This is a genomic window from Streptomyces sp. NBC_00659 (assembly GCF_036226925.1).
In the GTDB taxonomy this organism is placed as follows: domain Bacteria; phylum Actinomycetota; class Actinomycetes; order Streptomycetales; family Streptomycetaceae; genus Streptomyces.
This window is the reverse complement of record NZ_CP109031.1, coordinates 3,284,405-3,310,634: the sequence shown is the minus strand read 5'-3', so window position 1 is coordinate 3,310,634 and position 26,230 is coordinate 3,284,405. Positions and strand designations below refer to the sequence as shown.

Annotated in this window: 20 protein-coding genes; 8 read left to right on the top strand and 12 right to left on the bottom strand. The window is 70.4% G+C overall.

Annotated features, from left to right (window positions below):
- Positions 1-19 precede the first annotated feature (19 nt).
- Complete coding sequence (locus tag OG410_RS14340; RefSeq protein ID WP_329304123.1) at positions 20-1,120, bottom strand: MerR family transcriptional regulator; 1,101 nt, start codon at positions 1,118-1,120, stop codon at positions 20-22.
- Between the two features lie 257 nt (positions 1,121-1,377).
- Between OG410_RS14340 and OG410_RS14335 the strand changes: the two genes are divergently transcribed.
- Positions 1,378-2,253 (top strand): ATP-grasp domain-containing protein, encoded by an 876-nt coding sequence (locus tag OG410_RS14335; RefSeq protein WP_329299493.1) that lies wholly within the window; start codon positions 1,378-1,380, stop codon positions 2,251-2,253.
- A 132-nt stretch (positions 2,254-2,385) separates the two neighbouring features.
- Here the strand turns inward: OG410_RS14335 and OG410_RS14330 are convergent, their stop codons facing one another.
- A complete protein-coding gene (locus tag OG410_RS14330) occupies positions 2,386-3,015 on the bottom strand; it encodes a hypothetical protein (protein ID WP_329299492.1) in 630 nt (209 codons plus the stop codon).
- Between the two features lie 335 nt (positions 3,016-3,350).
- Here OG410_RS14330 and OG410_RS14325 point away from each other — a divergent pair, with 335 nt between their 5' ends.
- The 7 genes from OG410_RS14325 (at position 3,351) to arfA (ending at position 11,188) form a co-directional block, all read left to right on the top strand.
- A complete protein-coding gene (locus OG410_RS14325) occupies positions 3,351-4,124 on the top strand; it encodes an IclR family transcriptional regulator (protein ID WP_329299491.1) in 774 nt (257 codons plus the stop codon).
- Positions 4,121-5,017 (top strand): SMP-30/gluconolactonase/LRE family protein, encoded by an 897-nt coding sequence (locus tag OG410_RS14320; protein WP_329299490.1) that lies wholly within the window; start codon positions 4,121-4,123, stop codon positions 5,015-5,017. The genes OG410_RS14325 and OG410_RS14320 overlap by 4 nt, the downstream gene beginning before the upstream one ends.
- A gap of 299 nt (positions 5,018-5,316) precedes the next feature.
- Complete coding sequence (locus OG410_RS14315) at positions 5,317-6,675, top strand: extracellular solute-binding protein (RefSeq protein ID WP_329299489.1); 1,359 nt, start codon at positions 5,317-5,319, stop codon at positions 6,673-6,675.
- Complete coding sequence (locus tag OG410_RS14310) at positions 6,672-7,613, top strand: carbohydrate ABC transporter permease (protein WP_326787994.1); 942 nt, start codon at positions 6,672-6,674, stop codon at positions 7,611-7,613. Before OG410_RS14315 ends, OG410_RS14310 begins: the two co-directional genes overlap by 4 nt.
- On the top strand, positions 7,610-8,473 hold the full coding sequence (locus tag OG410_RS14305; protein WP_326787995.1) for a carbohydrate ABC transporter permease: 864 nt from the start codon (positions 7,610-7,612) through the stop codon (positions 8,471-8,473). The genes OG410_RS14310 and OG410_RS14305 overlap by 4 nt, the downstream gene beginning before the upstream one ends.
- Positions 8,474-8,491: 18 nt before the next feature.
- Positions 8,492-9,460, top strand: a complete 969-nt coding sequence (locus OG410_RS14300) for an arabinan endo-1,5-alpha-L-arabinosidase (RefSeq protein WP_329299488.1) — start codon at positions 8,492-8,494, stop codon at positions 9,458-9,460.
- 225 nt (positions 9,461-9,685) lie between these two features.
- Positions 9,686-11,188, top strand: coding sequence for an arabinosylfuranosidase ArfA (gene arfA / locus OG410_RS14295; RefSeq protein ID WP_329299487.1), 1,503 nt, complete (start codon positions 9,686-9,688; stop codon positions 11,186-11,188).
- Here the strand turns inward: arfA and OG410_RS14290 are convergent.
- From OG410_RS14290 to OG410_RS14245, 10 genes are all read right to left on the bottom strand, one after another.
- Positions 11,185-14,178: a beta-galactosidase gene (locus tag OG410_RS14290; RefSeq protein ID WP_329299486.1), complete on the bottom strand. Its 2,994-nt coding sequence runs from the start codon at positions 14,176-14,178 to the stop codon at positions 11,185-11,187. The genes arfA and OG410_RS14290 overlap by 4 nt on opposite strands.
- A gap of 324 nt (positions 14,179-14,502) precedes the next feature.
- Positions 14,503-15,294 (bottom strand): intradiol ring-cleavage dioxygenase, encoded by a 792-nt coding sequence (locus OG410_RS14285; RefSeq protein WP_329299485.1) that lies wholly within the window; start codon positions 15,292-15,294, stop codon positions 14,503-14,505.
- Between the two features lie 372 nt (positions 15,295-15,666).
- The gene (locus tag OG410_RS14280; protein WP_329299484.1) at positions 15,667-17,364 is read right to left on the bottom strand and encodes a pyridoxal phosphate-dependent aminotransferase; all 1,698 of its coding nucleotides are present in this window, start codon (positions 17,362-17,364) and stop codon (positions 15,667-15,669) included.
- 161 nt (positions 17,365-17,525) lie between these two features.
- Positions 17,526-18,671 (bottom strand): aldose epimerase family protein, encoded by a 1,146-nt coding sequence (locus tag OG410_RS14275; protein ID WP_329299483.1) that lies wholly within the window; start codon positions 18,669-18,671, stop codon positions 17,526-17,528.
- A gap of 55 nt (positions 18,672-18,726) precedes the next feature.
- The gene (gene mmsB, locus OG410_RS14270; protein ID WP_329299482.1) at positions 18,727-19,971 is read right to left on the bottom strand and encodes a multiple monosaccharide ABC transporter permease; all 1,245 of its coding nucleotides are present in this window, start codon (positions 19,969-19,971) and stop codon (positions 18,727-18,729) included.
- On the bottom strand, positions 19,968-21,518 hold the full coding sequence (gene mmsA / locus OG410_RS14265) for a multiple monosaccharide ABC transporter ATP-binding protein (RefSeq protein WP_329299481.1): 1,551 nt from the start codon (positions 21,516-21,518) through the stop codon (positions 19,968-19,970). The genes mmsB and mmsA overlap by 4 nt, the downstream gene beginning before the upstream one ends.
- Positions 21,519-21,550: 32 nt before the next feature.
- On the bottom strand, positions 21,551-22,663 hold the full coding sequence (gene chvE / locus OG410_RS14260; RefSeq protein ID WP_443063752.1) for a multiple monosaccharide ABC transporter substrate-binding protein: 1,113 nt from the start codon (positions 22,661-22,663) through the stop codon (positions 21,551-21,553).
- 141 nt (positions 22,664-22,804) lie between these two features.
- A complete protein-coding gene (locus OG410_RS14255; RefSeq protein WP_443063751.1) occupies positions 22,805-23,806 on the bottom strand; it encodes a hypothetical protein in 1,002 nt (333 codons plus the stop codon).
- A gap of 86 nt (positions 23,807-23,892) precedes the next feature.
- On the bottom strand, positions 23,893-24,897 hold the full coding sequence (locus OG410_RS14250; RefSeq protein ID WP_329299479.1) for a zinc-dependent alcohol dehydrogenase: 1,005 nt from the start codon (positions 24,895-24,897) through the stop codon (positions 23,893-23,895).
- Positions 24,894-26,051 (bottom strand): mandelate racemase/muconate lactonizing enzyme family protein, encoded by a 1,158-nt coding sequence (locus OG410_RS14245; RefSeq protein WP_326788006.1) that lies wholly within the window; start codon positions 26,049-26,051, stop codon positions 24,894-24,896. Before OG410_RS14245 ends, OG410_RS14250 begins: the two co-directional genes overlap by 4 nt.
- Positions 26,052-26,230: the final 179 nt, after the last annotated feature.

Below are 26,230 nucleotides of genomic sequence, written 5' to 3'. Positions count from 1 at the left end.
GTGCCCGCCCAGACGGGCCCTAACCGAGCCGGAATCCTTCCGGACGGGCCGCCGCCTCGACCACGTCCGCGACGACGCAGCTGACGTTGTCCGGGCCGCCGGCGTCGTTCGCCGCCCCGATCAGGGCCCGGACGGCAGCGTCGGGGTCGGGAGCGCAGGCGAGAAGCCGCTCGATCCCCTCGTCCGGCACGGCGGTGGACAGGCCGTCCGAGCAGAGCAGGTAGCGGTCGCCCGGCCGGACGTCGTGCAGCCGCAGATCGGGTACGTGCGCGTCGCCGCCCAGCGCCTTGAGCAGGATGGCGCGCTGCGGATGCGTGGTCGCCTCCTCCGGGGTGAGGCGGCCCTCGTCGATCATCGACTGGACCACCGTGTGGTCGTGGGTGATCCGGAGCAGCCCGCCGTCGCGCAGGACATAGGCCCGGGAGTCCCCGATGTGGACGAGAGCGAGCTGGGAGCCGGTCCACACCAGGGCCGTGAGCGTGCTGCCGGTGCCACCTCCGTCCGGGGCCCCGTCCGTGGCGTGTCGCGGCACCAGGTCCGCCACGGCTTGTGCCGCGCCCTCCACGGCGTCCTCCAGCAGGTTGAGCACACCACCGGCCGACAGCGGCTCGTCGTCAAGGAACGTGAGGGCCCGTACCGCCGCCGTGCTCGCGTGGGCGCCGCCCGGCCCGCAGCCGTCGGCGACCGCGAGGACGCGGGCGCCCGCGTGGACGCTGTCCTGGTTCGCCGCACGGACCCGACCGGTGTCGGAGTGTGCGGAATAGCGGAGTTCCAGCATGCTGGTGTCCTTTCCCGGGGACGGTGACAGGTGGTTCACGAGGAACGCCGCCAGATCCCGGCGGGCGGCCGTCTCGGCCTCGACCCCGGCCCAGTACGCGCCGATCTCCCGCGCGGCCGGCTCCGGTTCCAGGGCGCACACCCGCCGGATCCGGGCGAGCGGCATGCCGAGCCGCCGCAGCCACGCGACCAGCCGGGCCTCTCGGAGCTGCTCGGCCGCGTAGTAGCGGTAGCCGGTCTCGGGGTCCACCCGGGCGGGGCGCAGCAGCTCCAGTTCGTCGTAGAGCCGCAGTGCCTTGGGCGACAGCCGGGAGGCCTTCGCGAAGGCCCCGATCGTCAGCATGTCCACGCGTCCACCCCGTCGTTCCGTGTCCGGGTCGTACCTGGTCCCGGCCCTGGTTCCTCGTTCCGTCACCGATGCTGGGCCCTGCCCCTTGGTGAAGGTCAAGTGCGGCCCGTCAGGGGGCACGTGCGGTTGTTACCCTGCGGCGGGGTCTGCCCCGGGACGGCGTCCCGACGGGGTGCGCCCGATGCCGTGCACTGATGCCGTGCAGCGGTGCCGTGTCGCGGTGCCGGTGCCGTACGAGGAGGGAGTCCGAAGTGGCCCGTATCGCGCTCGTCACCTACGACCCGGGCGAGGAGCCCGGCGCCGACCGGGATCTGCCGGTGCTGAGGGGAGCGCTGGAGGACGCCGGGGCGGTGGCGGAGATCGTGCACTGGGACGACCCCGGGGTCGACTGGGCGCGGTTCGATCTGGCGCTGATCCGGTCGACCTGGGACTACAGCCTGCGTGTGGCGGAGTTCGTGGGGTGGGCGGAGCGGTGCGCGGGGCTCACGCGGCTGATGAATCCGGCGCCGGTCGTGCGATGGAACACGGACAAGCGCTACCTCGGTGACCTCGCGGACGCGGGAGTGCCGGTCGTGCCGACCCGGTATCTCGCGCCGGGGGACCCGGCCGACCTGCCCGTCGATCACGAGTTCGTCGTGAAGCCCACGGCGGGGGCGGGGGCGCGCTACGCCGCCCGGTACGCGCCGAAGGAGCGGGAGACGGCCCTCGGGCAGCTCGCGCGGATGCACGCCGAAGGGCTGACCGCCATGGTCCAGCCGTACGTGACGGACATCGACAGCCGGGGCGAGCGGGCGCTCCAGTTCTTCGGCGGACGGCTGCTGCACGCCAGCCGCAAGGGAGCCGTGCTGGAGCCGGGGACGCCTTACGACGGGGACAAGACGCCCCACCCGCGCCTGGAGGCATGGGAGCCTACTGCGGCCGAACTGGCCGTCGCCGAAAGGGCGTTGGCCGCCGTCCCGGGAGGCGCGGACAGCGTGCTCTACGCCCGGGTCGACCTCGTCGACGGCGCCGACGGCGAGCCCTGGCTTATGGAGCTGGAACTCGTCGAGCCGAATCTCTTCCTGTGGCTCCACCCCGGGTCGCTGCCCGTCGTCGTGGACCGTGTCATCGAGGCCGCCGCTCCCTGAGGGGGTTCGCCCCGGAGCCCTCGGTCCCGTCGGCACCCCTCCCCGGACCGGCGAACCCGGCGCTCTCCGGGACCGGCGACCGCCCGCGGACCAGTGAACCCCGAGGAGCAGCGACCGCGGACGTGCCTGCGACTACCGCCCGGGGCCCCCGGGGTGTTCCGGCACGGGCCCCTTGACGCCCACCCGTTGCAGCAGCCCCCAGGTGAACTCCGCCGCGCACGCGTGCGGTACGCCCGACGCGTCGGGTGCCGCGAACGCCAGACCCCACCGGGTCGGTGCCGTGCCCTCCAGGGGCCGGGCGGGGGCGAAGGCGCGGGCCGCCTCGTCGACCGTGCAGCACCACGGGGCCAGGTCCTCCAGGGTCTCCAGCACCGGGGCGGGGGCACCCGGGGCCCGTACCAGCCATTCGTTCCAGGCGACGCCGTTCGGGGCGAGCAGGACCTCGAAGCGCAGACCGGGCCACAGTGGCACCGGCCATTGCAGGGCCTCGCAGGTCAGATCGCCGATCCGGCGCTCGCGTGCGGACTCGGGGGCGCCGAGGACCGAGCGATAGCGCGAGGCGGCGGACCGTCCGCGCGGGGAGTGCAGCATCGCCTGCCAGCGCCGGTTGGCCTCGCGCATGTCCGCGATGGACACCCCCAGCTCGTGACGGGCGTCCTCGACCAGGCCGGGGTTGTGGTCGGCCATGCGGCGCAGCAGGACGAGCTGGAAGTCGAGCGGGGTGAAGGGGGTGACGGGGTGTTTGGCCGGCATGCGCTCCATGGTCGCGTACCGGCCCCCGGCGGGGCGGCGCCCGGGGGACTCGACGGCCCGGACCCGGTCGGGCTCGACTCGGGCGTGGTCGGGCGTGGTCGGGCTGCGTCGGACATGGCCGGGCTCGGTCGGGCCCGTTTCGGCCGGGTGGTCCGGCCGGTCCGGTCCGGGTGGTCCGGCAGGGGCCGTTCGTGCCGTCCGGAGCGCGGCCCGTCGTGAGCCGGCGCGGGGGGCGTGCGAGCAGGGGCCCTGCAAACCATTGCCCGCCCCCGGGCGAATGACTAGCCTGTGTTCGTCATCCCGATCGTCTGTTGAAATTTCGAACAAAAGAGAGGGGGCCGGTTGTGGGACGCCTCGTACCTGCCGTGACCCGGGCTCTGGACATACTGGAGCTCTTTCTCGACGGGGACGGGACGCTCTCCGCCCCCGACATCGTGCGCAAGCTCCAGCTGCCGCGCACGACCGTGCACGAGCTGGTGACCACGCTCGCCGCCCGGTCGTACATCGTGCAGGTGCCCGGCCAGCCGGGACGCTACCGGCTCGGCGTGCGCCCGTACCAGCTCGGCAGCCGCTACGCCGAGCAGCTCGACCTCGCGGCCGAGGGCCAGCAGGTCGCCCGTTCCGTCGCCGAGACCTGTGACGAGACCGTACACGTGGCGATCCTCGAAGGCACCGATGTCATCTACATCGCGAAGGTCGACTCCACGCACGCGGTGCGCATGGTCTCGGCGGCCGGGCGCAGGCTTCCCGCGCACTGCACCTCCGTCGGCAAGATGCTGCTGGCCTCCCTCTCCGAGCCGGAGCTGACCTCACGCGTCCCGGACGACGCCGACCTCGTGGCGATGACCCCGAACAGCATCACCGAGCCGGGCGCCCTGCGCGAGGCCCTCGCCGAGATCCGCAGTCGCGGGATCGCCGTCGAGAGCCGTGAGTCCAACCCGGACGTCAGCTGTGTCGCCGCCCCCGTGTGCGACCGGGCCGGACAGGTCGTCGCCGCGCTCTCGATCTCCGTGCCGATGATCCGCTGGAGCGACGAGCGCCGCGTCGAACTGGAACAGCTCGCGGTGAAGGGCGCCGCGGACCTGTCCGAGCGGCTCGGCCACCGGAACGCGCGGTGAGCGCCGTCGAGGTCGCGGTCCGGGCGCACGCGGCCCTCGGCGAGGGCCCGACCTGGGACGCCCGGGCGGGGCGGCTCATCTGGGTGGACATCCTCGGCTCCCGGATCCACACCTACGACCCCGTCTCCGGCCGTCGCACGGTGCTGGCCACCGAGCAGCACGTGGGCGCGGCCAAGCCCCGGGCCGGTGGTGGACTGGTCGTCAACCTCCGTGACGGAGTGGGGCTTTACGGGCCGGCGGGCTCCGGCGGGTCCCCTGCGGCGGCGGGATCCACCGGGACCGCGCCGGCCGGCGGCTCGTTCCGCTGGCTGCACCGGGAACCCGTGCCCGGCCGGCGGGCCAACGACGCGGCCGTCGCGCCCGACGGCTCGCTGTGGTGCGGCACCATGCGCTACGACGAGGCACCCGGCGGAGGCACGCTCTCGCGCATCGCCCCCGACGGCACGGTCTGCCCCATCCTCGACGACGTGAGCGTCAGCAACGGCATGGGCTGGAGCCCGGACGGCCGCCGTGTCTACTACATAGACTCGCCGACCCGCCGTATCGACGTGTTCGACATCGGCGACGATCAACTGCCGGTCGACAGGCGTCCGTTCGCCACCGTGGAGGACGGATTCCCCGACGGTCTGACGGTGGACGCGGAGGGCGGCGTCTGGGTGGCCCTCTGGGACGGCGGAGCGGTCCGCCGCTACACGCCGGACGGTGAACTGGACCGGGTTCTCGAACTGCCCGTCCGCCGCCCCACCGCCTGCGCGTTCGGCGGCGCCGACCTCACCGACCTCTACATCACCACCGCGCGTACGGGCCTCGCGGCACCGCACCCGATGTCCGGCTCCCTGCTCGTCGTCCCCGGCGCGGGCAAGGGTCTGCCGCAGCCGGAGTTCGCCGGATAACCGAACACCCGCGAGTCCCCGCCCGGTTGACGGCCACCGGACGGGGACTCGCTTTTTTGCGCGCCCACCGTATCTCTGGCCCGCACCGTATCTCCGGCCCGCACCGCCTCCGGCCCGCGCCGTCTCCGGCGCCCATATTCTCCGGCACTGACCGTCTCCGGAGCCCTCCGTCCCGCGCACCCAACGCCGTTTCGAGCGCACGGTTTTTGCGCAAACCATTGACGAGAAAGCGCTTCCTATCTACGGTCCCGTTCGAAGTTGCGATCATCTTCCGAAATATCGAACAGTGGAGGCAGGGTATGGGACTACCTGGCCTGACTCGCAGGCAACTCCTGTCCACAGTGGGCGGGTTGACGGTCGCGGGGAGCCTCGGCTTCGCCGCGCTCGGCACCGGAGCGGACGCGCTCGCCTCGGGCGCGAGCACCCGGGTGCGGTACTGGAACCTCTTCACCGGGGGCGACGGAGCCAACATGGTCGCGATGGTGGACGCCTTCCGGAAGGAGCATCCCGGCATCGCGGTCAAGGACTCCACGCTCACCTGGGGCGACCCGTACTACACGAAGCTCGCGATGGCCGCCGCGGGCAACCGCGCTCCGGACCTCGGCGTCATGCACCAGGGCCGCGTCCCCGGTTTCGCGCCCGGCCGTCTCCTGGACCCCTGGGACATGGACCTGCTCACCAAGTACGGCGTCCGGGAAGCCGACTTCAACCCCGTGCTCTGGAAACGCGGCATCGTCGACGGCAAGCTCTACGCCCTGCCCCTCGACATCCACGTCCAGCTGAGCTTCTACCGCACGGACGTCTGCCGGAAGGCCGGACTGCTCGACGCGGACGGGAGGCTGCCGACCGCGAACTCCACCGACGAGTGGTTCGCCCTCCTCAAGGAGGCCAGGAAGCAGCTGAAGGACGGGCAGCAGACCCTCGGCCTGCACGCCTTCGACCAGAACTTCTCCTGGTGGTTCTTCGTCGCCTTCTACCAGCAGCTCGGCGGCGGCTACTTCAGCGACGACCGCACCGACGTCACCTTCGACACCGACAAGGCCACCCAGGTCCTGGAGTTCTTCCACCAGCACGTCGCCGACGGCTACACGATCGTCGGCCAGGCCGACGGCGAGGCGTTCCTCGCCGGATCGCCGTTCGTGTGGGAGGGAAACTGGTCGGTGCCGTACTTCAGCGGCGAGAAGGTCGGCTACGGGGCCCAGCCGCTGCCCCCGGTCTTCGGCACCCCGGCCACGCACGCCGAGTCGCACTCCTTCGTCCTGCCGCACCAGGCCGACCGCGGCGGTGCCGCCAACGAGGGCGCGCACCTGCTGGCCGCCTACATGGTCAAGAACGCCACCGCCTGGGCGGGCGGCGGCCATGTCCCCGCCTATCTGCCGACGTTCGAGGACCCGGCCTATCTGAAGCTGACCCCGCAGAGCGAGTACTCCCGCCCGGCCATGGAACACCCGGCCACCGAACCGCGCATCTGGTTCGCCGGCTCCACCGGCACCCTCGCCAAGCGGATCGGCCCGGTCGTCGCGTCGTCCAACGTCGGCTCCGCGAAACCGGAGGCCGCCGCCCGCCGGATGAAATCCGTCCTGGAGGAACTGCTGGCCATGCGGAATCCGATGGACGGCCGGACCGCCGCCCAGGAACTGAAGGGAGCCGCCGCATGACCACGACCCTCGCCCCCGCCACCGGCCTGCGGGCCCGCGCGGCCACCGGGACGGAGTCCGCCCGCGCCCGCTGGGGCCGCCGGTTCCAGCACGGCGGCTGGTTCGTCGCCCCGTTCTTCGTGCTGTACGGGCTGTTCGTCGTCGTGCCCGTCGTCCGCGGCCTCTACCTCAGCCTGACCGACGCCAACATCTCCGGCGACCACACGGGCTTCGTCGGCCTCGACAACTACCGCGAGGCGTTCCAGGACCATCTGGTGTGGAACTCCCTGGGACACAGCGTCCAGTTCACCCTCTACGTCGTCCCGTGCATCGTCGTCGTGGCCCTGCTCATGGCCCTGATCGCCCACCACATCACCCATCTCAAGTGGCTGTGGCGGCTGTGCTTCTTCGCACCGTTCCTGCTGCCGTCGGCCGTGGTCGGCAACCTGTGGTGGTGGCTGTTCCAGCCCACCAACGGCATGGTCAACCACGTCCTGGGCATCGACACCCCCTGGCTCACCCAGAAGTCCACCGCCATGATCGCGGTGGTCGTCGCGACCCTGTGGTGGACGGTCGGCTTCTCCTTCCTGCTCTACCTGGCCGCGCTCCAGAACATCCCGCACCACCTCTACGAGGCGGCCGAACTGGACGGGGCGGGCGCCTTCCAGCGGATGCTGCACATCACCGTGCCGAACCTGCGCACCATCACCGGCCTGGTGCTCGCCCTCCAGATCCTCGCCTCGCTCCAGGTCTTCGACCAGGCCGTCGTCATGTACCAGTTCGGCCCGGGACCCGAGGAATCGACCCGCACCTTCGTCCAGTACACCCTCGAACAGGGCTTCACCAGCTACCGAGTCGGCTACGCCTCCGCGATCTCCTTCATCCTGTTCCTCATCATCGCGGCCGTCGCCCTCGGGCGGATGTGGCTGCTGCGGCTCCGCGAGGAGGACGCCCGATGACCACCACCCACCCGACTCCCGTACCGCGCAAGCCCCGTGGCTCCTGGACACCGGCACAGATCGCCCTGACGGCGGTCGCCGCCGCCCTGTCCCTGGTGTGGATGGCCCCGCTGGCCTGGGCCCTGTCGACCTCGCTGAAGACCCCCACCGAGTCGGTGACCTCCCCGCACTGGATCCCGCAGCACCTCACGGCGGCGTCCTGGAAGGGCGTCATCGAGGCTGGCAACATCCCCAACTGGTTCGTGAACTCCCTGGTGGTGTCCGTCTGCGTCACCTTCGTCGTGCTGCTCGTCGCGGCCCTCGCCGGATACGGCTTCGCCCGCACCGAGTTCCGCGGCAAGTCCGCCCTGATGGCCCTCACGATGGCCGGCCTGATGTTCTCCCCGGCCGTCCTCGGCGTCCCGCTCTTCGCGACCGTGCAGTCGCTCGGCATGGTCGACACCTACTGGGGCATGATCCTGCCGCAGTGCGCCCCGGCGGCCATGGTCTACATCCTGTACAAGTTCTTCCAGTCGCTGCCCCGTGAACTGGAGGAGGCCGCGTTCATCGACGGCGCGGGCCGCTGGCGGATCTTCTTCACCATCGTCCTCCCGCTCTCCAGGCCGTCCCTGTCCGCGGTCGGGATCTTCACCTTCATCGCCTCGTGGAACAACTTCCTGTGGCCGTACATGGTGACCAGCAATCCCGACCTGATGACCATGCCGAACGGCATCGCCACCGTGCAGAACTCCTTCGGCATCATCTGGCCGCAGCTCATGGCGGGCGGTCTGATCGCGGGCCTTCCGCTGATCGTCGTGTTCGTCTTCTTCCAGAGCCAGATCGTGCGGGGCATCGCCCACACCGGTCTGGCCGGTCAATAACCTGACGAGGAGCCTCAGTTGACCGGACGCAGAACCGCAGCGCTGATCGTCGCGGCCGTCGTCGCCCTGCTGCCGACCACCGCGCAGGCCGACGTCGGCTACCCCGACCCGGAGCCCGTCACCGGACAGCAGATCATCCACGACCCGACCGTCCTCCAGCTCAAGTCCGGTGCATACGTCGCCTATTCGACCGGCGGTGTGATCGGCGCCCGTCTCTCCCGGGACCGCACTCAGTGGGACGACGCGGGCAACGCCTTCGCCTCTCCGCCTAGTTGGTGGTACGAGTACAACGCGACCGGCGACCCCTGGGCCCCGGACCTCTCCTACCGCGCCGGCCGCTACTGGCTCTACTACGCGGTCTCCTCCTGGGGCACCAACCACTCCGCGATCGGCGTCGCCACCTCCCCGAGCGGTCTGCCCGGCACCTGGACCGACCACGGCAAGGCCTTCGCCTCGGACACCGACGACACCTGGAACGCCATCGACCCGGCGGTGACCGCCGCCGACGGCAGGCTGTGGATGACGTTCGGCTCGTACTGGACCGGCATCCGCATGGTCGAACTGGACCCGGTGACCGGCAAGGCCGTGGCGGACGCGCCGGTCCACCACCTGGCGACCCGCCCGGACGCCCCGTACGCCGTCGAGGGCCCGTACGTGGTCCGACACGGCGGCCACTACTACCTGTTCGCCTCGTACGACGCGTGCTGCGCGGGGGTGGACTCCACGTACAGGATCCGGGTGGGCAGGTCCACGTCGGTGACCGGCCCGTACGTGGACAGCACCGGTAAGCCGATGCTCGACGGCGGCGGCGACCTTCTGCTCGCCGGGCACGGCCGCTACATCGGCCCCGGCGGCGAGTCGGTCTTCCGGGACGGCGGCCAGGACTGGCTGGCGTACCACTACTACGACGCGGACGACAACGGCACACCCAAGCTGGGCCTGAACCGGCTGACCTGGACCGCGAACGGCTGGCCCCGCCTGGGATAGGGCCTGCCGTTCGGACCATGCGGCGGGACGCGGGGCAGACCCTGGGCCGCCCGCACCCGACCCGCACCCGACCCTGGGCCGCCCCACCCGCCCCGCATCCGCACTCGCTCACGGGCCGCACCCGCACCGCACCCGCACCGCACCCGCTCAACGGGCCGCACCCGACCCGCACCCGCCGCCCCCGCGGCTGAACCGTCCCACCCTCCGGCGCCCCGAAAGGACCCCATGCGCACCGCCCGCTTCGCCCTCGACCCCGCCTTCACCATCGGTGAGGTCGACCCCCGTCTCTTCGGTTCCTTCGTCGAGCACCTCGGCCGTTGCGTCTACACCGGCATCTTCGAACCCGGTCACCCGGCGGCCGACGCCGACGGCCTGCGCACCGACGTGCTGGACCTCGTCCGCGAGCTCGGTGTCACGGCCGTCCGCTATCCCGGCGGCAACTTCGTCTCCGGTTACGACTGGGAGGACTCGGTGGGCCCTGTCGAGGAGCGGCCCCGCCGCCTCGACCTCGCCTGGCGCTCCACCGAGTCCAACCGCTTCGGGCTCAGCGAGTTCATCGGCTTCGTGCGCAAGATCGGCCCGCAGGCCGAGCCGATGATGGCCGTCAACCTCGGCACCCGCGGGGTCGCCGAGGCCCTGGCGCTCCAGGAGTACGCCAACCACCCCTCGGGGACCGCCCGTTCCGAGCGGCGGATCGAGCACGGCGACAAGGACCCCTTCGGCATCCGGCTGTGGTGCCTCGGCAACGAGATGGACGGGCCCTGGCAGACCGGTCACAAGACCGCCGAGGAGTACGGCCGGCTCGCCGCCGAGACCGCCCGCGCGATGCGGCAGATCGAGCCCGGCCTCGAACTCGTCGCGTGCGGCTCGTCCGGACAGGGGATGGCGACCTTCGCCGAGTGGGAGGCGACGGTCCTCGCCGAGACGTACGACCTCGTCGACCACATCTCCCTGCACGCCTACTACGAGGAGACCGACGGCGACCGGGACTCCTTCCTCGCCTCCGCCGTCGACACCGAGTCGTTCATCGAGAACGTGGTGGCGACCTGCGACCACGTGGGTGCCCGGCTGAAGTCCAAGAAGAAGATCAACCTCTCCTTCGACGAATGGAACGTCTGGTACCAGAGCCGGACCGACCCGCACCCGGTCGAGGACTGGCAGGAGGCCCCGCGCCTGCTGGAGGACGTCTACTCCGTCACGGACGCGGTCGTGTTCGGCTCGCTGCTCATCGCGCTGCTGCGGCACGCGGACCGGGTGCGTGTCGCCTGTCTCGCCCAGCTCGTCAACGTCATCGCGCCGATCATGACCGAACCGGGCGGCCCCGCCTGGCGGCAGACGACGTTCCACCCGTTCGCGCAGGCCTCGGCCCACGGGCGCGGGCAGGTCCTCGACGTCCGGGTGGACTCGCCGACGTACGAGACCCGCAAGTACGGCGAGGCGGACCTGCTGCACGCCACCGCGGTACGCGCCGAGGACGGCTCGGTCACCGTCTTCGCCGTCAACCGCAGCCGGACCGAGCCGCTGCCGCTCGAAGTGGCCCTGAACCGGCTGGGGCTGACGACGGTCGTCGAGCACAGCGCGCTCGCCGACGCCGATCCGGACGCCGTCAACAGCCTGCACGACCAGGAGCGGGTCACCCCGCACCCGGTCGAGGGGACCACGCTCCGGGACGGCACGCTCAGCGCCGTCCTGGAGCCGCTGTCCTGGAACGTGATCAGGCTGGCCTAGGACCCGCGCTGTGCGGTCGTGGGGCCGGGGGAGGCGACCGGTGTCACCGGTACTCCTCCGGCCGCGCTGCCCAGCAGCGTCAGTTCCACCCGGCCGGGGCCTGCGGGCGTGGTCCCGTCGGACAGCACGGCGAGGGCCAGCGTGTTGTGCCCCCGGGTGCGCAGCACCCCGTTGGGGAGGACGAACGTGTGCTGCGGGCCCACGTCGTTGATGTACTGGCCCATGTTCCAGCCGTTCAGGAAGATCTGGACACGATAGGCGCGGGCCGGATCGTCCGTGAGGGTGAGCCCGATCGACGCGTCCAGCCCGCTGTCCACACCGAGCCGGAATCCGGTGCGGTACCAGGTGACACCCTGGCGCCGCTCGGCGCGCGGGAGGCCGGCGGGCTTCCAGCCGCCGTCCGCGAAGCCCGGCAGATGCCAGCCGTGCCGCTCCCCGTGCAGACCTCCGGCGTTGAGCGGTCCGCGCACCGGGTCGGGGGCCGCCTCGCCCTGGATGCGCCAGCGGACCGTAGGGGAGGCTCCGGTGAAGGTGACGGCCGTCAGGCCCCGGGCCGCCTTGTGCGTGTCGTCGGCCCTGCCGTCCTCGTCGTGCTGCATCCGCCGGACCAGGACGGACAGCACAGGGGAACGCCGCTCCCGGGGCCGGACGGGGAAGGTGGCGGTGGCCGCCCAGGTGCCCTTGCGTACGGTCTTCTTGTCCGGCACCGGCATCCGGTGCGTGCCGAGCGGTTCGCCGTCCAGCCAGGCCATCAACAGCCCCTGGGTACCGGCGACATAGGTCAGGGACACGGAGTCCGCGTCGTCCGCGTCCGCGAAGTGTCCCCGGTACCAGACGTCTCCGTAGTGGAAGCCGTAGTCGTCGGCGAACAGCACGGGCTGCCCGGCGGGCACCGGGGTGACGCTGTACGAGGACGTCCTGTCGGCCACCCGCCATCCGGTGTCGTCGTGGTCGGGGGCCGACTCGGGATTCCCCTCGGCCCGGCGCCAGCCGGTGAGCGCGGGCAGCCGGACCGGGCCCGGTCCGGCGAGCGGCCGCTCGGCCCGCAGACTCCCGGAGGAGGTGGCGTGGGCCTTCAACGCGTGCTCGTTCCAGACGAGTTCGGTCACCCCGCGCGGCCCCCACACCTCCAGGTCCGCCGTCCCCGCCGTGTCGCCGGTGAGACGCGCGGCCGTGCCGCGCAGGACGGCCGTGCGCAGCAGCGCCGGGCCGCGCACCAGCACCGGACCCGACGGGGTGTCGTGGCGCCACAGCAGACGGGAGCTCTCGTCATCGGCGAACAGCAGCAGGAGGGGAGCCCGGACCCCGCCGCCCTCCACCCGGACCCGGGTGATGCCGTCGAGCACGGCGTCGATCCGCAGGACCCCGTCCTCGTAGCCGTACCCGGCGTCCCCGTCCAGCACGGTGACCTTCGGCTCGCTCGTGGCCTCCAGACAGGTGCGCGTGGACTCGCCCGCCCGGCCGGTGAACACGGCGATGTCCTGCCGTCCCGCGGTCAGCCACAGCATCGGCTGGGCGGTGGACCAGCTCAGCTTCCGGTGCCCCAGGGAGATCCCGGCGGCGAGCAGCCGTGCGTCGAGACCCGGCACCGGCACCTCGACGGCCGTTCCGGCGAGCGCCACGGTCGCGACGGCCTCGGTGGGGGAGTCGTTGCGCAGCACATGGAAGCGCGCCTGCGTGTCCGGATTGACCAGGTGGTACGCCTTGATGCCGGGGCCCGCCCCCATGTCGTCGCCGGGGAGCGGCTCGGCGCGGTCGAGCTTGGCCAGGTCGGGCACCGACTGCAGCAGGCGGCCGATCTGGTGCATGGGGAGGAGCTTCCCGGTCGGCCGGCGTGCCTCGTCGATGGCGGCCCCGTAGTCGTACGACGTGTAGACGATCGGCGCGGGCAGCCAGCCCCAGGAGGTGCCGCCGAAGGTCATGTAGACGTTGTGGACCGTGATGCCGTTGGCGAGGTTGGTGAGGTAGAAGCGCCGTTCGTAGGCCGCGTCCCGGGTGCGGCGGGACTCGGCGTATCCGAGGCCGTCGAACTCCGTCCCGCCCCACGGGTCGAACCAGCCGCCGCCGAACTCGGGGATGAACCCCGGGGTGTCCGGGCTGGCGGTCGAGCCGCCCTTCATGCCGCCGGGGCCGAAGTACCCCCAGTCCGGAGGTGTCTTGAAGGGGGAGGGATAGCCGTCGAAGCCGTACAGGTAACGCCCGCGCTCGCCGCCCGTGTCGAAGGTGCCGGGGGCCCAGTGCCCGTTCCTGCCCTTGTCGTTGTGGAAGAGGGGGACGTCGATGCCGTCGGCGCGCACCTTGGCGTACAGGTGAGCCATGTAGTCGCGGCCCGCGGGCTCGTCCACATGGTTGTCGTACTCGTTCTCCAGCTGGTACAGGACGATCGTGCCGCCGCCGTCGGTGTAGAGGTGGCGGGCCGCGATGCGGTCGACCGCGGTGAGCCATCCGTCGACGTGCTTCAGGTAGGTGGGGTCGGACGTGCGGGCCACTCCGGGGGTGGCCGTCAGCCAGCCGGGGAAGCCGCCGGCGTCGACCTCGGCGTTGATGTACGGGCCGGGGCGCAGGATGACGTACAGCCCCGTCTCGGCGGCGGTGCGCAGGAACAGGTCGAGGTCGCGGACCCCGGTGAAGTCGTGCTGCCCGGGCGCGGGGGAGTGGTAGTTCCACGCGACGTAGATGCTGACCGCGTTGTAGCCGTGGGCGCGCATTTTCTGCAGGACGTCCCGCCACAGGGACGGGCTCGGCAGCCGGAAGGGGTGGAACTCGCCCGACCAGATCACCAGGCGTCTGCCGTCGATCAGCATCGAGTAGCGGTCGAATCCGACCGTGTGCTTCCCGCCGTCGGCGGTGGGCGGTGCGGGCGGGGGTCCGGTGGGTGCGAGGGGCGCCCTTCCGGCCGCGCACGCCGCGTCGCTCCCGGAGCCGCTCACTGAGAGGCCGAGGGCCGCGGTGCCGGCGAGTGCGTTGAAGGTACGTCTGCTCAACACCATGCGGGTTCTCCCGGAGGACGGCGACGGGGATCCCCCCGCTCGGCTCGGTCCGAGCCCGGGAAGCCGGGGGAAGGTGCGGCCATTGTCCATAGGGGCAGGTCATTTGATGGTCGTATGACGATTCCGGCGCGGGGGGATTACGCGAGATGGCCGTGAGCGGAGCGGGTGGCAAGCCGGAAGCGGCGGCTTCGTCGTCCCGACGGCAGCGGACCGGGATCGTCGTCCTGACGGCCGCGGGCGGGCCCTGTCGTCCCGACGGTCGCGGCCGGGGGCGGCCCGCGGGTGCGCGGACCGCCCCCGGCCTTCGTGGGGGGAGGGGACGGGTCAGCTCGTCTCGACGCCGAGCGTCAGGGTGCCGGTGTAGCCGGCGGAGGTGGTGCTGCCGAGGGCCGTCAGGGTCAGGAGGCCGGAGGAGGCGCCTCCGTCGTCGTAGATGGAGTCCTGGGCGAGGGTGGTGCGGGTGACCGTGTTGGTGGAGTACGGGGACACCCTGGCCATCGCCGTGGTGATCGTCTCGCTGCAGAAGAGCTGGCCGGTGTGGAGTTCCCTGCCGCCGGTGAAGGAGCCGTCGGAGGTGAGGGTGACGCCGGTGTGCACCTTGACGTGGATGTGCACGCAGCGGCCCCGGTACCAGCCGGGATAGATCGTGGTGATGTTCGCGACGCCGGACGTGTTCGTCAGGACGCCGCCGCGCAGGAACGTGCCGTCGTCCGGCTCGCTGTGGCCGTTGTTGCCGACGAAGCCGGAGTACTCGCCGAGCGCGTCGCAGTGCCAGATCTCGACGAGGGCGTTGCTGATCGGCGCGCAGGTGTCGTCGTCGACGACGGTGAGCACCAGCTTGAGCGGGGCGCCCGCCTTGCCTTCGGTGACGTCGGCGCGGACGAGCTGGCCGTCGAGGTAGTAGGGGCCTTCGGTCATCTCCTTGGTGAGGGTGCAGACGGCCGCCGCGGCGGGGGCCGCGTCCGCCGGGTCGGCGACGGGGGCGGGGGTGGGGGTGGCGGTGACGGGTGCCGCGGCGGCCACGGCGAGTGCCGCGGCCGAGGCGCCCGTGGCGATCAGTACGGTCCGGCGCCCGAGAGGGGCCTCTGACGTGTCTTTCGTGGGGGAATCTGTCATGAACACGGCACCGTAGAGACGGTTGCTGTCGGTCGGCTGTCAGTTCCGTAAAGCGCCGACGCGTCAAGTTCGATGTCGGACACGTTGTCCGGCCGCCGGCCGCACAGGGGTGCGACAGGGCGGGGACATGGAAGAAGCGGAGACGCCGGGGGTTCGATCCGCCCGGCGCTCCGCTGTGTGGTCCGGCGCCGTAACGCGGCGCGGGACACGAGGGTCCTCAAGCGCCGGGCGGGGATACCGCTGCCCCTGCCCGCGCCTTCGGTCGTGACGGTTCCCCGCGGCCGGCCTGTGGGGAGGCCGGCCATGCGGGGATCCCGCCCGGCCTGTGGGGAGGCCGGCCGCGCGGGGGTCCCGCGCGGCGGTGTGAGTGGCCTAGCCGGCCTGGTTGTACAGGATGGCGCCCACGGCTCCCCAGCCGCCGCTCGGCTGCGGTGGGGGAGGTTCCGGCTGTGTCCTGCCGCGGACCTGGGCCGCCGTCAGGCCGCCCTGCGCGCCCATGGAGGCGCCGCCCGCCATGCCGGGCATACCCGTCTGGGCGGCCGGCTGGAGCCCGGGCGAGGGGGCCGGTGCCTGCATCGCGGCGGGCGGCATCTGGGCGGGCATCGCCCCCGGGCTCTGGGCCGGGGCCGGCCAGCTGGCGGGCCCCGGGGCGGGGTAGCCCTGGGCCGCCAGGGGCTGCTGGGGGGCGGGATAGCCCGGGGCGGCGGCGGGCTGCTGGGCCGGGTAGGGCGAAGCGGCGGGCCGCGGCTGGGGAGCGGACGGCAGGCTGGGCTGCGGGGCGGCGGCGGCCACCGGCTGGGGGACCGCCGGGGCGGGCTGTCCGGGCCACGCGTTCGCCTGCGCGGCCAGCCCCTGCATGCCGGCTCCGTTGGTGGCGCCGACGAGACGGTCCACCATGGCGTTACCCGAGCCGTAGCCGGTCCCACTATTGCTCAGCTCGGGTACGGCGGTTTCCTGTCTGGACCCGTAGAGGACCTGTTCCAGGCCGGCCACCAGACGGCGTACATCCGACTGGGGGCGTACCACGAGTCGCAGGAAGCGGCTGGACGAGCCGACCTTGTTGCCGCACTCGCGGACCAGGATGCGGTGCTCGGTGAGCAGCCGGTCCCGGACCACGGTGCCCTCGGCGCCGACGGGAAGACGGACGAACAGGAAGTTGCCCTGCGAGGGGTAGATCGTCAGACCGGGCAGCGCGGAGAGCTGGCGGGCCATGTCGAGCCGGTCGCGGCGGACCATGTGCAGGCTCTCCATGTACTCCTTGCCGTGGTTCTTGAGCATGAACACCACGGTCTCCGCGAAGGAGTTGAGGTTCCACTTCGGCAGCATCGAGCGGACCTTGCCCGCGAGCGAGGGGTTGGCGACCATGTAGCCGAAGCGGATGCCGTGCAGGCCGAAGTTCTTGCCGAGGCTGCGCAGCACGATGACGTTGGGCCGCATGACCGCGTCCTCGACCACGCTGGGCTCCGACTCGGCGTCGGCGAACTCCAGGAAGGACTCGTCGATGACGACCAGGTCCAGGTCGGCCATCGCGTCCATGAACTGGATGACCGACTGGCGCGGCAGGAAGCCGCCGTCGGGGTTGTTCGGGTTGCAGATGACGGCGACCTTGGTGCCGCGCGAGCGGATGAACTTGGCGTACGAGGCGAGGTCGAGCGCGAAGCCGGTGGACTCCTGGAGCGGGAACATGTCGACCCGCTTGCCGGTCTCCATGGGCTGGTCGGTCCAGCGGCCGAACGTGGGGACGGGTATCGCGAGGGACTCACGGACCAGCAAGTGATCGATCCATGTGATGAGTTCGGTCGAACCGTTGCCCATCGCGACGCACTGCGGCGGAAGTTGGAGCAGCGAGCACAGCTCACTGGTGATCGTGTCGGCGCTGCTCGGGTAATAGGTGATGATCTCGCGCAACCGGCCCGCGAGTTCGTCGAACATCGCGGGCGTGGGGAAGTACGGGTTGCAGGGGATACAGAAGTCCACCGGGCCGGCTCCGTCGCCCTCCCGCGTCAGTGCGGCCATCGACGGGCTGTGCGCCGCGGTGCCGCGAAAGAGCGAGGTGACATTGCCGGCCATGGAACCTCCGTATAAGGCGAGCCCGCTGGGGAGGACGGGCCCCCGTTCTTTGGGTGGCCCGCGCGGGGGAGCACGGGCCGCCCTCTCATACGGATACGGATGTGGCGCTGTTCAATCGTTGTGAGGTCGTGCGGATTTTGTGAACTGGCTGTGAGGTCGTGTCACGCGCCGAACGAGTGAACCGTGCTGGTCCGGTAGGTCTGCCCCGGCCGCAGCACCGTCGAGGGGAACGACGGCTGGTTCGGGGAGTCCGGGAAGTGCTGGGTCTCCAGGCACAGGGCGTCGCCCTGACGGTAGATGTGACCGCCGGTGCCGACCAGGGTGCCGTCGAGGAAGTTGCCCGAGTAGAACTGGAGGCCGGGCTCGTTCGACGCGATCGTCAGGGTGCGACCTGAGGAGGGGTCGCGGAGTGTCGCGACAGGCTCGGGCTTCGCCGTGATCCCCTTGTCGAGGACCCAGTTGTGGTCGATGCCCTTGCCGTACAGGAGCTGCTGGTGGGCGACCCGGATGTCCCGGCCGACGGTCTTGGTCCGGCGGAAGTCGAAGGGGGTGCCGGCGACCTTCGCGAGTTCCCCGGTGGGGATCAGGCCCGAGTCGACGGGGGTGTAGCGGGAGGCCGCGATCTCGAGCTCGTGGTCGTAGATCGAGCCGCTGCCCTCACCGGCGAGGTTCCAGTACACATGGCTGGTGAGGTTGACGACGGTGGCCTTGTCGGTGGTGGCCTCGTAGTCGATGCGCCAGTCGCCGTTCCGGGTCAGGGTGTAGGTGACCTTCGCCCTGAGCGTGCCCGGGTAGCCCATCTCGCCGTCGATGCTGGTGTAGTGCAGGACGAGTCCGACGTCGGAGCCGGAGGTGAAGCCCTCCACGTCCCAGACGCGCTTGTCGAAGCCCTTGGTGCCGCCGTGCAGGCTGTTGACACCGTCGTTGACGGAGAGCTGGTGGCTCGTGCCGTCGAGGGTGAACTGTCCCTTGCCTATGCGGTTTCCGTACCGGCCGATCAGGGCGCCGAAGTACGGGGTCCTGGCGACGTAGTCGTCGATGTTGTCGAAGCCCAGCGAGACGTTCCTGTACCGGCCGTGCCGGTCGGGGATCTCCAGGGACTGGACGATTCCGCCGTAGGACAGGACCTTGAGCCGTGTCCCGCCGTTCGCCAGCGACCACCGGTGGATCTTGGTGCCGTCGGCGAGCTTGCCGAAGAGTTCTCTCACGGGCTTGCTGCCGCCCGCTGCGTGCGCCGTGCCGATGGTGGCCGCGGTTAACCCCGCTGCCGCCGCCGCTGCGATGACCGTGCGTCTGCTTGTTTCCATTTTGCGGCTCCTGCCCAATGGAGGGGCCCCGCCTTCCGGCGGGGCCCCGGCTGACTTACGAACCGACCTTGCGCTTGTTCCACACGTCGAACCCGACCGCGGCCAGCAGGACGAGACCCTTGATGACCTGCTGGTAGTCGCTGCCGATGCCGACGAGGTTCATTCCGTTGTTCAGCACGCCCAGGACGAGACCACCGATGATCGCGCCGAGGACCGTGCCCACGCCGCCGCTCATCGACGCACCGCCGATGAACGAGGCCGCGATGGCTTCGAGTTCGAAGTTCAGACCCGCCTTCGGCGAGGCCGCGTTGAAGCGGGCCGCGAAGACCAGGCCCGCGAGTGCGGCGAGCATGCCCATGTTGAGGAAGACCAGGAAGGTGACCTTCTTGTCCTTCACACCCGACAGCTTGGCCGCCGGAAGGTTGCCGCCGATCGCGTAGATGTGCCGGCCGATGACCGCGTTGCGCATGACGTAGCCGAAGCCGGCGACGAGGACGCCGAGGATCAGCAGCACCACCGGAGCACCCTTGTAGCTGGCGAGCAGCATGGTGACGGTGAGCACGGCGGCGACCAGCGCGACGAGCTTGAGCAGGAAGAGGTTCTTCGGCAGGACGTCGAGCGAGAACTCCTGCTGCCGCTTGCGGTCGCGGACCTCCTGGAGCACCACGAACGCGATCAGGCCGATGCCGAGCAGCAGCGTGAGGTTGTGGTAGTTGGTGGTGGGTCCGACCTCGGGCAGGAAGCTGTTGGCGACCTTCTGCAGGCCCTCGGGGAACGGGCCGATCGTCTGGCCCTCGAGGAAGATCTCGGTCAGACCGCGGAAGGTCAGCATGCCCGCCAGGGTCACGATGAACGACGGTATGCCGGCGTACGCGATGAGGAAGCCCTGAGCGGCGCCTGCCATCGCGCCCATGACCAGGCACAGCACCACGGCTATGGGCCACGGGATGTCGTGGTTGACCATCAGCACGGCTCCCACCGCGCCCACGAACGCCGTCAGCGAGCCGACCGACAGGTCGATGTGGCCCGCGATGATGACGAGCATCATGCCGATCGCGAGGATCAGGATGTAGCTGTTCTGCAGCACCAGGTTGGAGACGTTGCGCGGCAGCAGCAGGTCGCCGCCGGTCCACACGGCGAACAGCACCACGATCAGACCGAGGGCGAACAGCATGCCGTACTGCCGCATGTTGCGGCGCATGCCGTTCAGCATCAGCTGAAGCAGGTTCTCTCCCGTGTCCGGGCCGCTCTTGCCGGCCGGCGCCGGGGCCGGCGTCTTGGCGGTCACATCCGTGCTCATCGGGTTACCTCTTTGTCCTTCGTCATCTGGCGCATCAGCGTTTCCTGCGAGGCCTCCGCCCGCGAGAACTCACCCGTCAGCCGTCCCGCGGCCATCGTGTAGATGCGGTCGCACATACCGAGCAGCTCCGGCAGCTCGGAGGAGATGAAGACGACCGCCTTGCCCTCGGCCGCCAGCTTGTCGATGACCGTGTAGATCTCGAACTTGGCGCCCACGTCGATCCCGCGGGTCGGCTCGTCGAGGATCAGCACCTCGGGGCCGGCGAAGATCCACTTGCTGAGGACGACCTTCTGCTGGTTGCCGCCGGACAGCTTGCCCACCGGCTCGAAGACGGTCGGCGCCTTGATGTTCATGGAGGTGCGGTAGCCCTCGGAGACCTGCCGCTCCTCGTGCTCGTCGACCACACCGCGCTTCGCGACCTTGTTCAGGGCGCTGAGCGTGATGTTGCGGTTGATGGTGTCGATGAGGTTGAGGCCGTAGTGCTTGCGGTCCTCGGTGACGTACGCGATTCCGTGCTTGACCGCTTCGGACACGGACTTCGTACGGATCTCCTTGCCGTCCCTGACCACCGTGCCGCCGGCGTACCGGCCGTAGGAGCGCCCGAAGACGCTCATCGCCAGTTCGGTGCGGCCGGCGCCCATGAGTCCCGCGATGCCGACGATCTCACCGCGCCGCACGGAGATCGACACATCGTCGACCACCTTGCGCTGCTGGTCGATCGGGTGGAACACGGTCCAGTCGCGGATCTCCAGGGCGGGCGCGGCGCCCGCCTCCGGCTCGTGCGGCGTCCGCTCCGGGAAGCGGTGTTCGAGGTCGCGGCCGACCATGCCGCTGATGATCCGGTCCTCGGTGGTCTCCGGGGCCTTCACGTCGAGCGTCTCGATCGTCCGCCCGTCACGCAGGATGGTCACCGAGTCGGCGACCCGCTCGATCTCGTTCAGCTTGTGCGAGATGATGATCGAGGTGATGCCCTGAGCCTTCAGCTCCAGGATGAGATCGAGGAGTTTGCCGCTGTCCTCGTCGTTCAGGGCGGCCGTCGGCTCATCCAGGATGAGCAGTTTCACCTTCTTCGACAGCGCCTTCGCGATCTCGACGAGCTGCTGCTTTCCCACGCCGATGTCGGCGACGCGGGTCTGCGGGTTCTCGTCGAGCCCGACACGGCGCAGCAGTTCGGCGGCGTGGCGCAGCGTCTCGGTCCAGCTGATGAACCCGCGCGTGGCGTGCTCGTTGCCGAGGAAGATGTTCTCCGCGATGGAGAGGTAGGGCACCAGGGCCAGTTCCTGGTGGATGATCACGATGCCGTGGTGCTCACTGGCCCTGATGTCCTTGAAGGAGCAGACCTCCCCCTCGAAGAGGATGTCCCCTTCGTAGCTGCCGCTCGGGTGGACGCCGGAGAGGACCTTCATGAGGGTCGACTTGCCGGCGCCGTTCTCGCCGCAGATGGCGTGGACCTCGCCCTGCTGGACGGTCAGTGTGACGTCCGAGAGCGCCTTGACGCCGGGAAAGGTCTTGACGATCGAGCGCATTTCCAGGACGGGTCCCGCCATGGTCGTGCCTTCCAATCACTAGGGGGTGGCGGTTACTTGAGGTCGCTGTCCTTGTAGTAGCCCGTGCCGACGAGCTCCTTCTCGTAGTTGCTCTTGTCGACGCCGACCGGCTGCAGCAGGTAGGCGGGAACGACCTTGGTGCCGTTGTCGTACGTCGTGGTGTCGTTGAGCTCGGGCTTCTTGCCCTTGAGCGCGGCGTCGACCATGTTCCCGGCGACCTTCGCGAGCTCGCGGGTGTCCTTGTAGACGGTCATCGTCTGCTCGTCCGCGATGATCGACTTCACCGAGGCGAGCTCGGCGTCCTGGCCGGTGACGACCGGCAGCGGCTTGCTCTTGGAGCCGTAGTCGTCCGACTTCAGCGCGGACAGGATGCCGATCGAGATGCCGTCGTAGGGCGAGAGCACCGCGTCGACCCGGGCGCTCTTGTACGACGAGGTCAGGATGTCGTCCATGCGCTTCTGGGCGGTGCCGCCGTCCCAGCGCAGGGTGGTGACCTGGTTCAGCGCGGTCTGGCCGGACTTGACGACGAGCTGCTTCTTGTCGATGTACGGCTGCAGGACCTTCATCGCGCCGCCGAAGAAGTACTTCGTGTTGTTGTCGTCGTTCGAGCCGGCGAAGAGCTCGACGTTGAACGGGCCCTTCTTGGAGCCGTCCGCGAGACCGAGCTTCTGCAGGATGTAGTTGCCCTGGAGCTCGCCGACCTTCGAGTTGTCGAAGGACGCGTAGTAGTCGACGTTCTTGGTGCCGAGGATCAGGCGGTCGTAGGAGATGACCGGGATCTTGGCGTCGGCGGCCTGCTGGAGCACGTTGTTCATCGACTTGTTGTCGATGGCCGCGATGATCAGGGCCTTCACACCCTGCGTGATCATGTTCTCGATCTGCGAGACCTGCTGGTCCGGGTCGTCCTCACCGAACGCGAGCTTGGTCTTGTAGCCCTTGGCCTCAAGGTCCTTGACCACGTTGTTGCCGTCGCCGATCCAGCGCTCGGAGGACTTCGTCGGCATCGAGATGCCGATCGTGGCGCCCTTGGTGTCTCCCGAGGTGTCCTTGCTGCCGCCGTCGCTGTTCTGGCCGCAGGCGGACAGGGCGAGGGCGAGGGAGGCTGCTCCGGCTATGGCGGTGAGGGCGGCTCTGCGGTTACGCATGATCATCATCCTTGATGTCTTGGACCGGACTCGGTCTCGCGGAGCTCGGAAGCTCCGGGAGCTTTGAGAGAGGAAGGCCGAGAAGGTGTGTTGGATTGTGCGCGACTGTGTCGTCTTCTGTGAAGGGGGTTTGTCCGAACGTTATGAGGGAGTGTCGAACCGTGTGAGCGTGCCGGGCAGGCGGGAGCCGAGCGGGGCCATGTCGCCGCCCGCTCCGTGCCGTGACAGCAGGTCAAGGGCGAGCCGGCCGCGCCGCACCCGTTCCCGGGCCGTGCTCAGGGTCAGGTCCCGCAGATGGTGTCCGTACGGGTAGATCCCGGGGGTCTTGGACAGCCCGAACTTCAGATACAGCGGTGCGCCGCGCCGGATCAGCTCGGCGACCTCGTACATCCGGATGTACCCGCCGAGATCGTCGGGGGCCTCGATGTACATGTCCATGGGGGCGGCGGAGACCCGCCGGATCTCGGTGAGGTGATCGAGTGTCAGATCGCTCGGCACGTTCAGCGAGTCACCGCCGAGCTTCTCGTACACGGCGTACGAGGCCGGATTGACCGGACCGATCAGCGCCGAGACCTTGAGGGTGGTGTCGGCCGGGATGATCCCGGCGACCCGTGCCCGGTGCAGTGTCCACAGCACGCCCTCGTCGGCGACGAGCAGGCATTTGACGCCCAGCTCCGTCGCCCGGACGGCGTCCTCGACACAGCCGGCCACCGCGTCGTGGCCGCGGGCACGCAGCCCGGCGCCGCGCGAGTCGGTGCGGACCGAGGCGCCGATGTCCCAGCTGCCGCGGGGACCGGTGAACAGGCAGAGCTCGATGTCGCGTTCACCGGTGGCCTCGACCATCTCGGTGATCTCGGCGTCGGTCAGCATCCAGACACCGCTGCCCTGGCTGATCCGGTGGATCGGCACATCGAGCCGCGAGGCCTCCTTGAGGACCACGGCGAGCGCCTCGGGCCCCTCCACGGAGGGGACCTCGGTGCGCCAGCGGCCGCCTCCGGGGAAGGTGTGCGGCGAGGCGTCGTCGGGGGAGAGGGCGGGCGCGCCCAGGCCGAGTGCGGCCAGGGCCGGCTCGCCGGGGCGACGGGGCGCCGTGGGAGAGGCGTCGGTCACAAGCTGTCCTTCATCGTTCGATATTTCGGGCATGGTTCGTGACGTTGGGCGCGCGGGTGCTTGGTGTGCGCCGGTACGGGGCCGTCAGGAAACCCCGTACCGGCGCACGGCTCGGAGGGTCACGGCCTCAGCAGGACCTTGCCGACCTTGGGATCACCGGAACCCACCAGGTCGATGGCCTCCGGGAACGCGGCGAGCGGCAGCTCGTGCGTCACCAGCGGCGACGGGTTCAGCAGCCCCGCCCCGAAGACCCGCACCGTGTGCGCCCAGGCCTCCGGCGGCGCCCCGAACACGGTGTGCACCTCCAGCTGCCGTACGACGAGATCGGTCGGGTCGAGACCCTCGGCACCCGGCGCCGGGATCCCCGTGAGGACCAGGCGCCCGCCGCGCCGCAGCAGGGAGGCGGCGGTGCGCGCGGCGGACGCGGACCCGGCGGTCTCGATGACGACGTCGAAGTCGTCGGGGAGCTGCTGCTCCCTGGTACGGAACTCGGTGGCGCCGAACTCCCTCGACAGTGCGGCCCGGTCGGGGCGGGTGCCCACCACGAGCAGCTCGGCCGGGGAACCCGCCTTCAGGAACTGCACGGCGAACATCCCGAGCGTCCCGGTGCCCACCACGGCCACGCGCTCGCCGGGCCGGGCGTTCGCCTTGAGCGCGGCGGCCGCGATGCAGGCGGCCGGCTCCAGCAGGGCGGCGGCCGTCAGATCGGCGTCGTCGGGCAGCACGTGCAGCAGCCGGGCCGGCAGCGTCAGCGTGCCCGCCATGGCACCGGGGACGGTGAAACCCGTCTCCTCGTACCCGGCCGTGCACAACGTTGTCTCGCCCGCGTGGCAACGGTCGCAGACCTGGCAGTTGCGGAAGCCCTCGCCGACGACCTTGCGGCCGACCAGCGTCGCCGGGACACCGGCGCCGACCTTCTCGACGGTCCCGGACCACTCGTGGCCCGGGGTCAGGGGGTAGCGGACGTACCCCTCGGGCCGGTTGCCCTGGTAGACCTCGCGGTCGCTGCCGCAGATGCCGACCGCGTGCACCCGCACGAGCGCCTCGCCCGCCGACGGCGGGACCGGCTCGTGCGGGGCCAGACGGTGCTCGCCCGGGCCCTCGACGACGACCGCGGTGCTCACTTCGCCCCCTTGGGCTTGCGCTGCTCCCAGCCGTCGGCCCACAGGTCGAACCGGGCCTGCTGCTGGGGGAACTCGGCCGCCGCGTCGACGTCCAGCTCGACGCCGAGCCCCGGCTCGTGGGACAGCTCGAAGTAGCCGTCCACGACCTGCGGGGCGCCCTTGACGACCTTCTTGATCTCCGCGTCGGCGAAGTCGTTGAAGTGCTCCAGGATCTTGAAGTTCGGCGATGTGAAGCCGACCTGGAGGGAGGCGGCGGTCAGGACCGGGCCGCCGACGTTGTGCGGCGCGACCAGGACGTAGTGCGCCTCGGCGGTGGCGGCGAGCTTGCGGGTCTCCCAGATGCCGCCGATGTGGCCGACGTCGGGCTGGATGATGTCGACCGCCTGGCTCTCGAAGAGCTCGCGGAACTCGATGCGGTCGTGGATCCGTTCGCCCGTGGCGAGGGGCATGTCGACCTTGGCGGCCACCTTCTCCAGCGCCTTGAGGTTCTCCGGCGGCACCGGCTCCTCCAGCCACGCGGGCTTGAAGGGCGCGAGCTCGCGGGCCAGCCGGACGGCGGTGGCCGGCGAGAAGCGGCCGTGCATCTCCAGCATCAGCTCGGTCTCGGGCCCGATCGCGTCGCGCACGGCCTCGATGAGCGACACCGAGTACAGCGTGGCCTCGTGGTCGAGCTCGAAGTGCCCGGTGCCGAAGGGGTCGATCTTGAGGGCCTTGTAGCCCCGCGCGACGACCTCCTGGGCGGCCTTGTGATAGGCCTCCGGGGTGCGTTCGGTGGTGTACCAGCCGTTGGCGTACGCCTTGACCCTGTCGGTGACCTTGCCGCCGAGGAGCTGCCAGACCGGCACCCCGAGCGCCTTGCCCTTGATGTCCCAGCAGGCCATCTCGATGACCGCGATGCCGGACATCACGATCTCGCCGGCGCGCCCGTAGTCGCCGTACTTCATCCGGCGGACCAGGTCCTCGACGGCGAACGGGTCGGACCCGAGAATATGGTTGGCCTGTGCCTCGTGCAGGTAACCGAGCAGCGCGTCGGTGTGGCCCAGCATGCGGGTCTCGCCGACGCCGGTGATGCCCTCGTCGGTGTGCACCTGGACGTAGGTCAGGTTCCTCCAGGGTGTCCCGACCACGTGTGTGGTGATTCCCGTGATGCGCACGGCAGATGCCCCCTGTGCTTTCAGCTCTGTTCGAAATTTCGTCACACGTTCGAAATGCTGGCGTGACAGTAAGGACGCGGCCCGGGGGGTGTCAATGGGTCGCGCACATAACGGTTTCGATGCGATGGGCGCAGGATGGCGGGGAATGTTCGGTGGTGTCGGTGTCCGACGGACCGGAA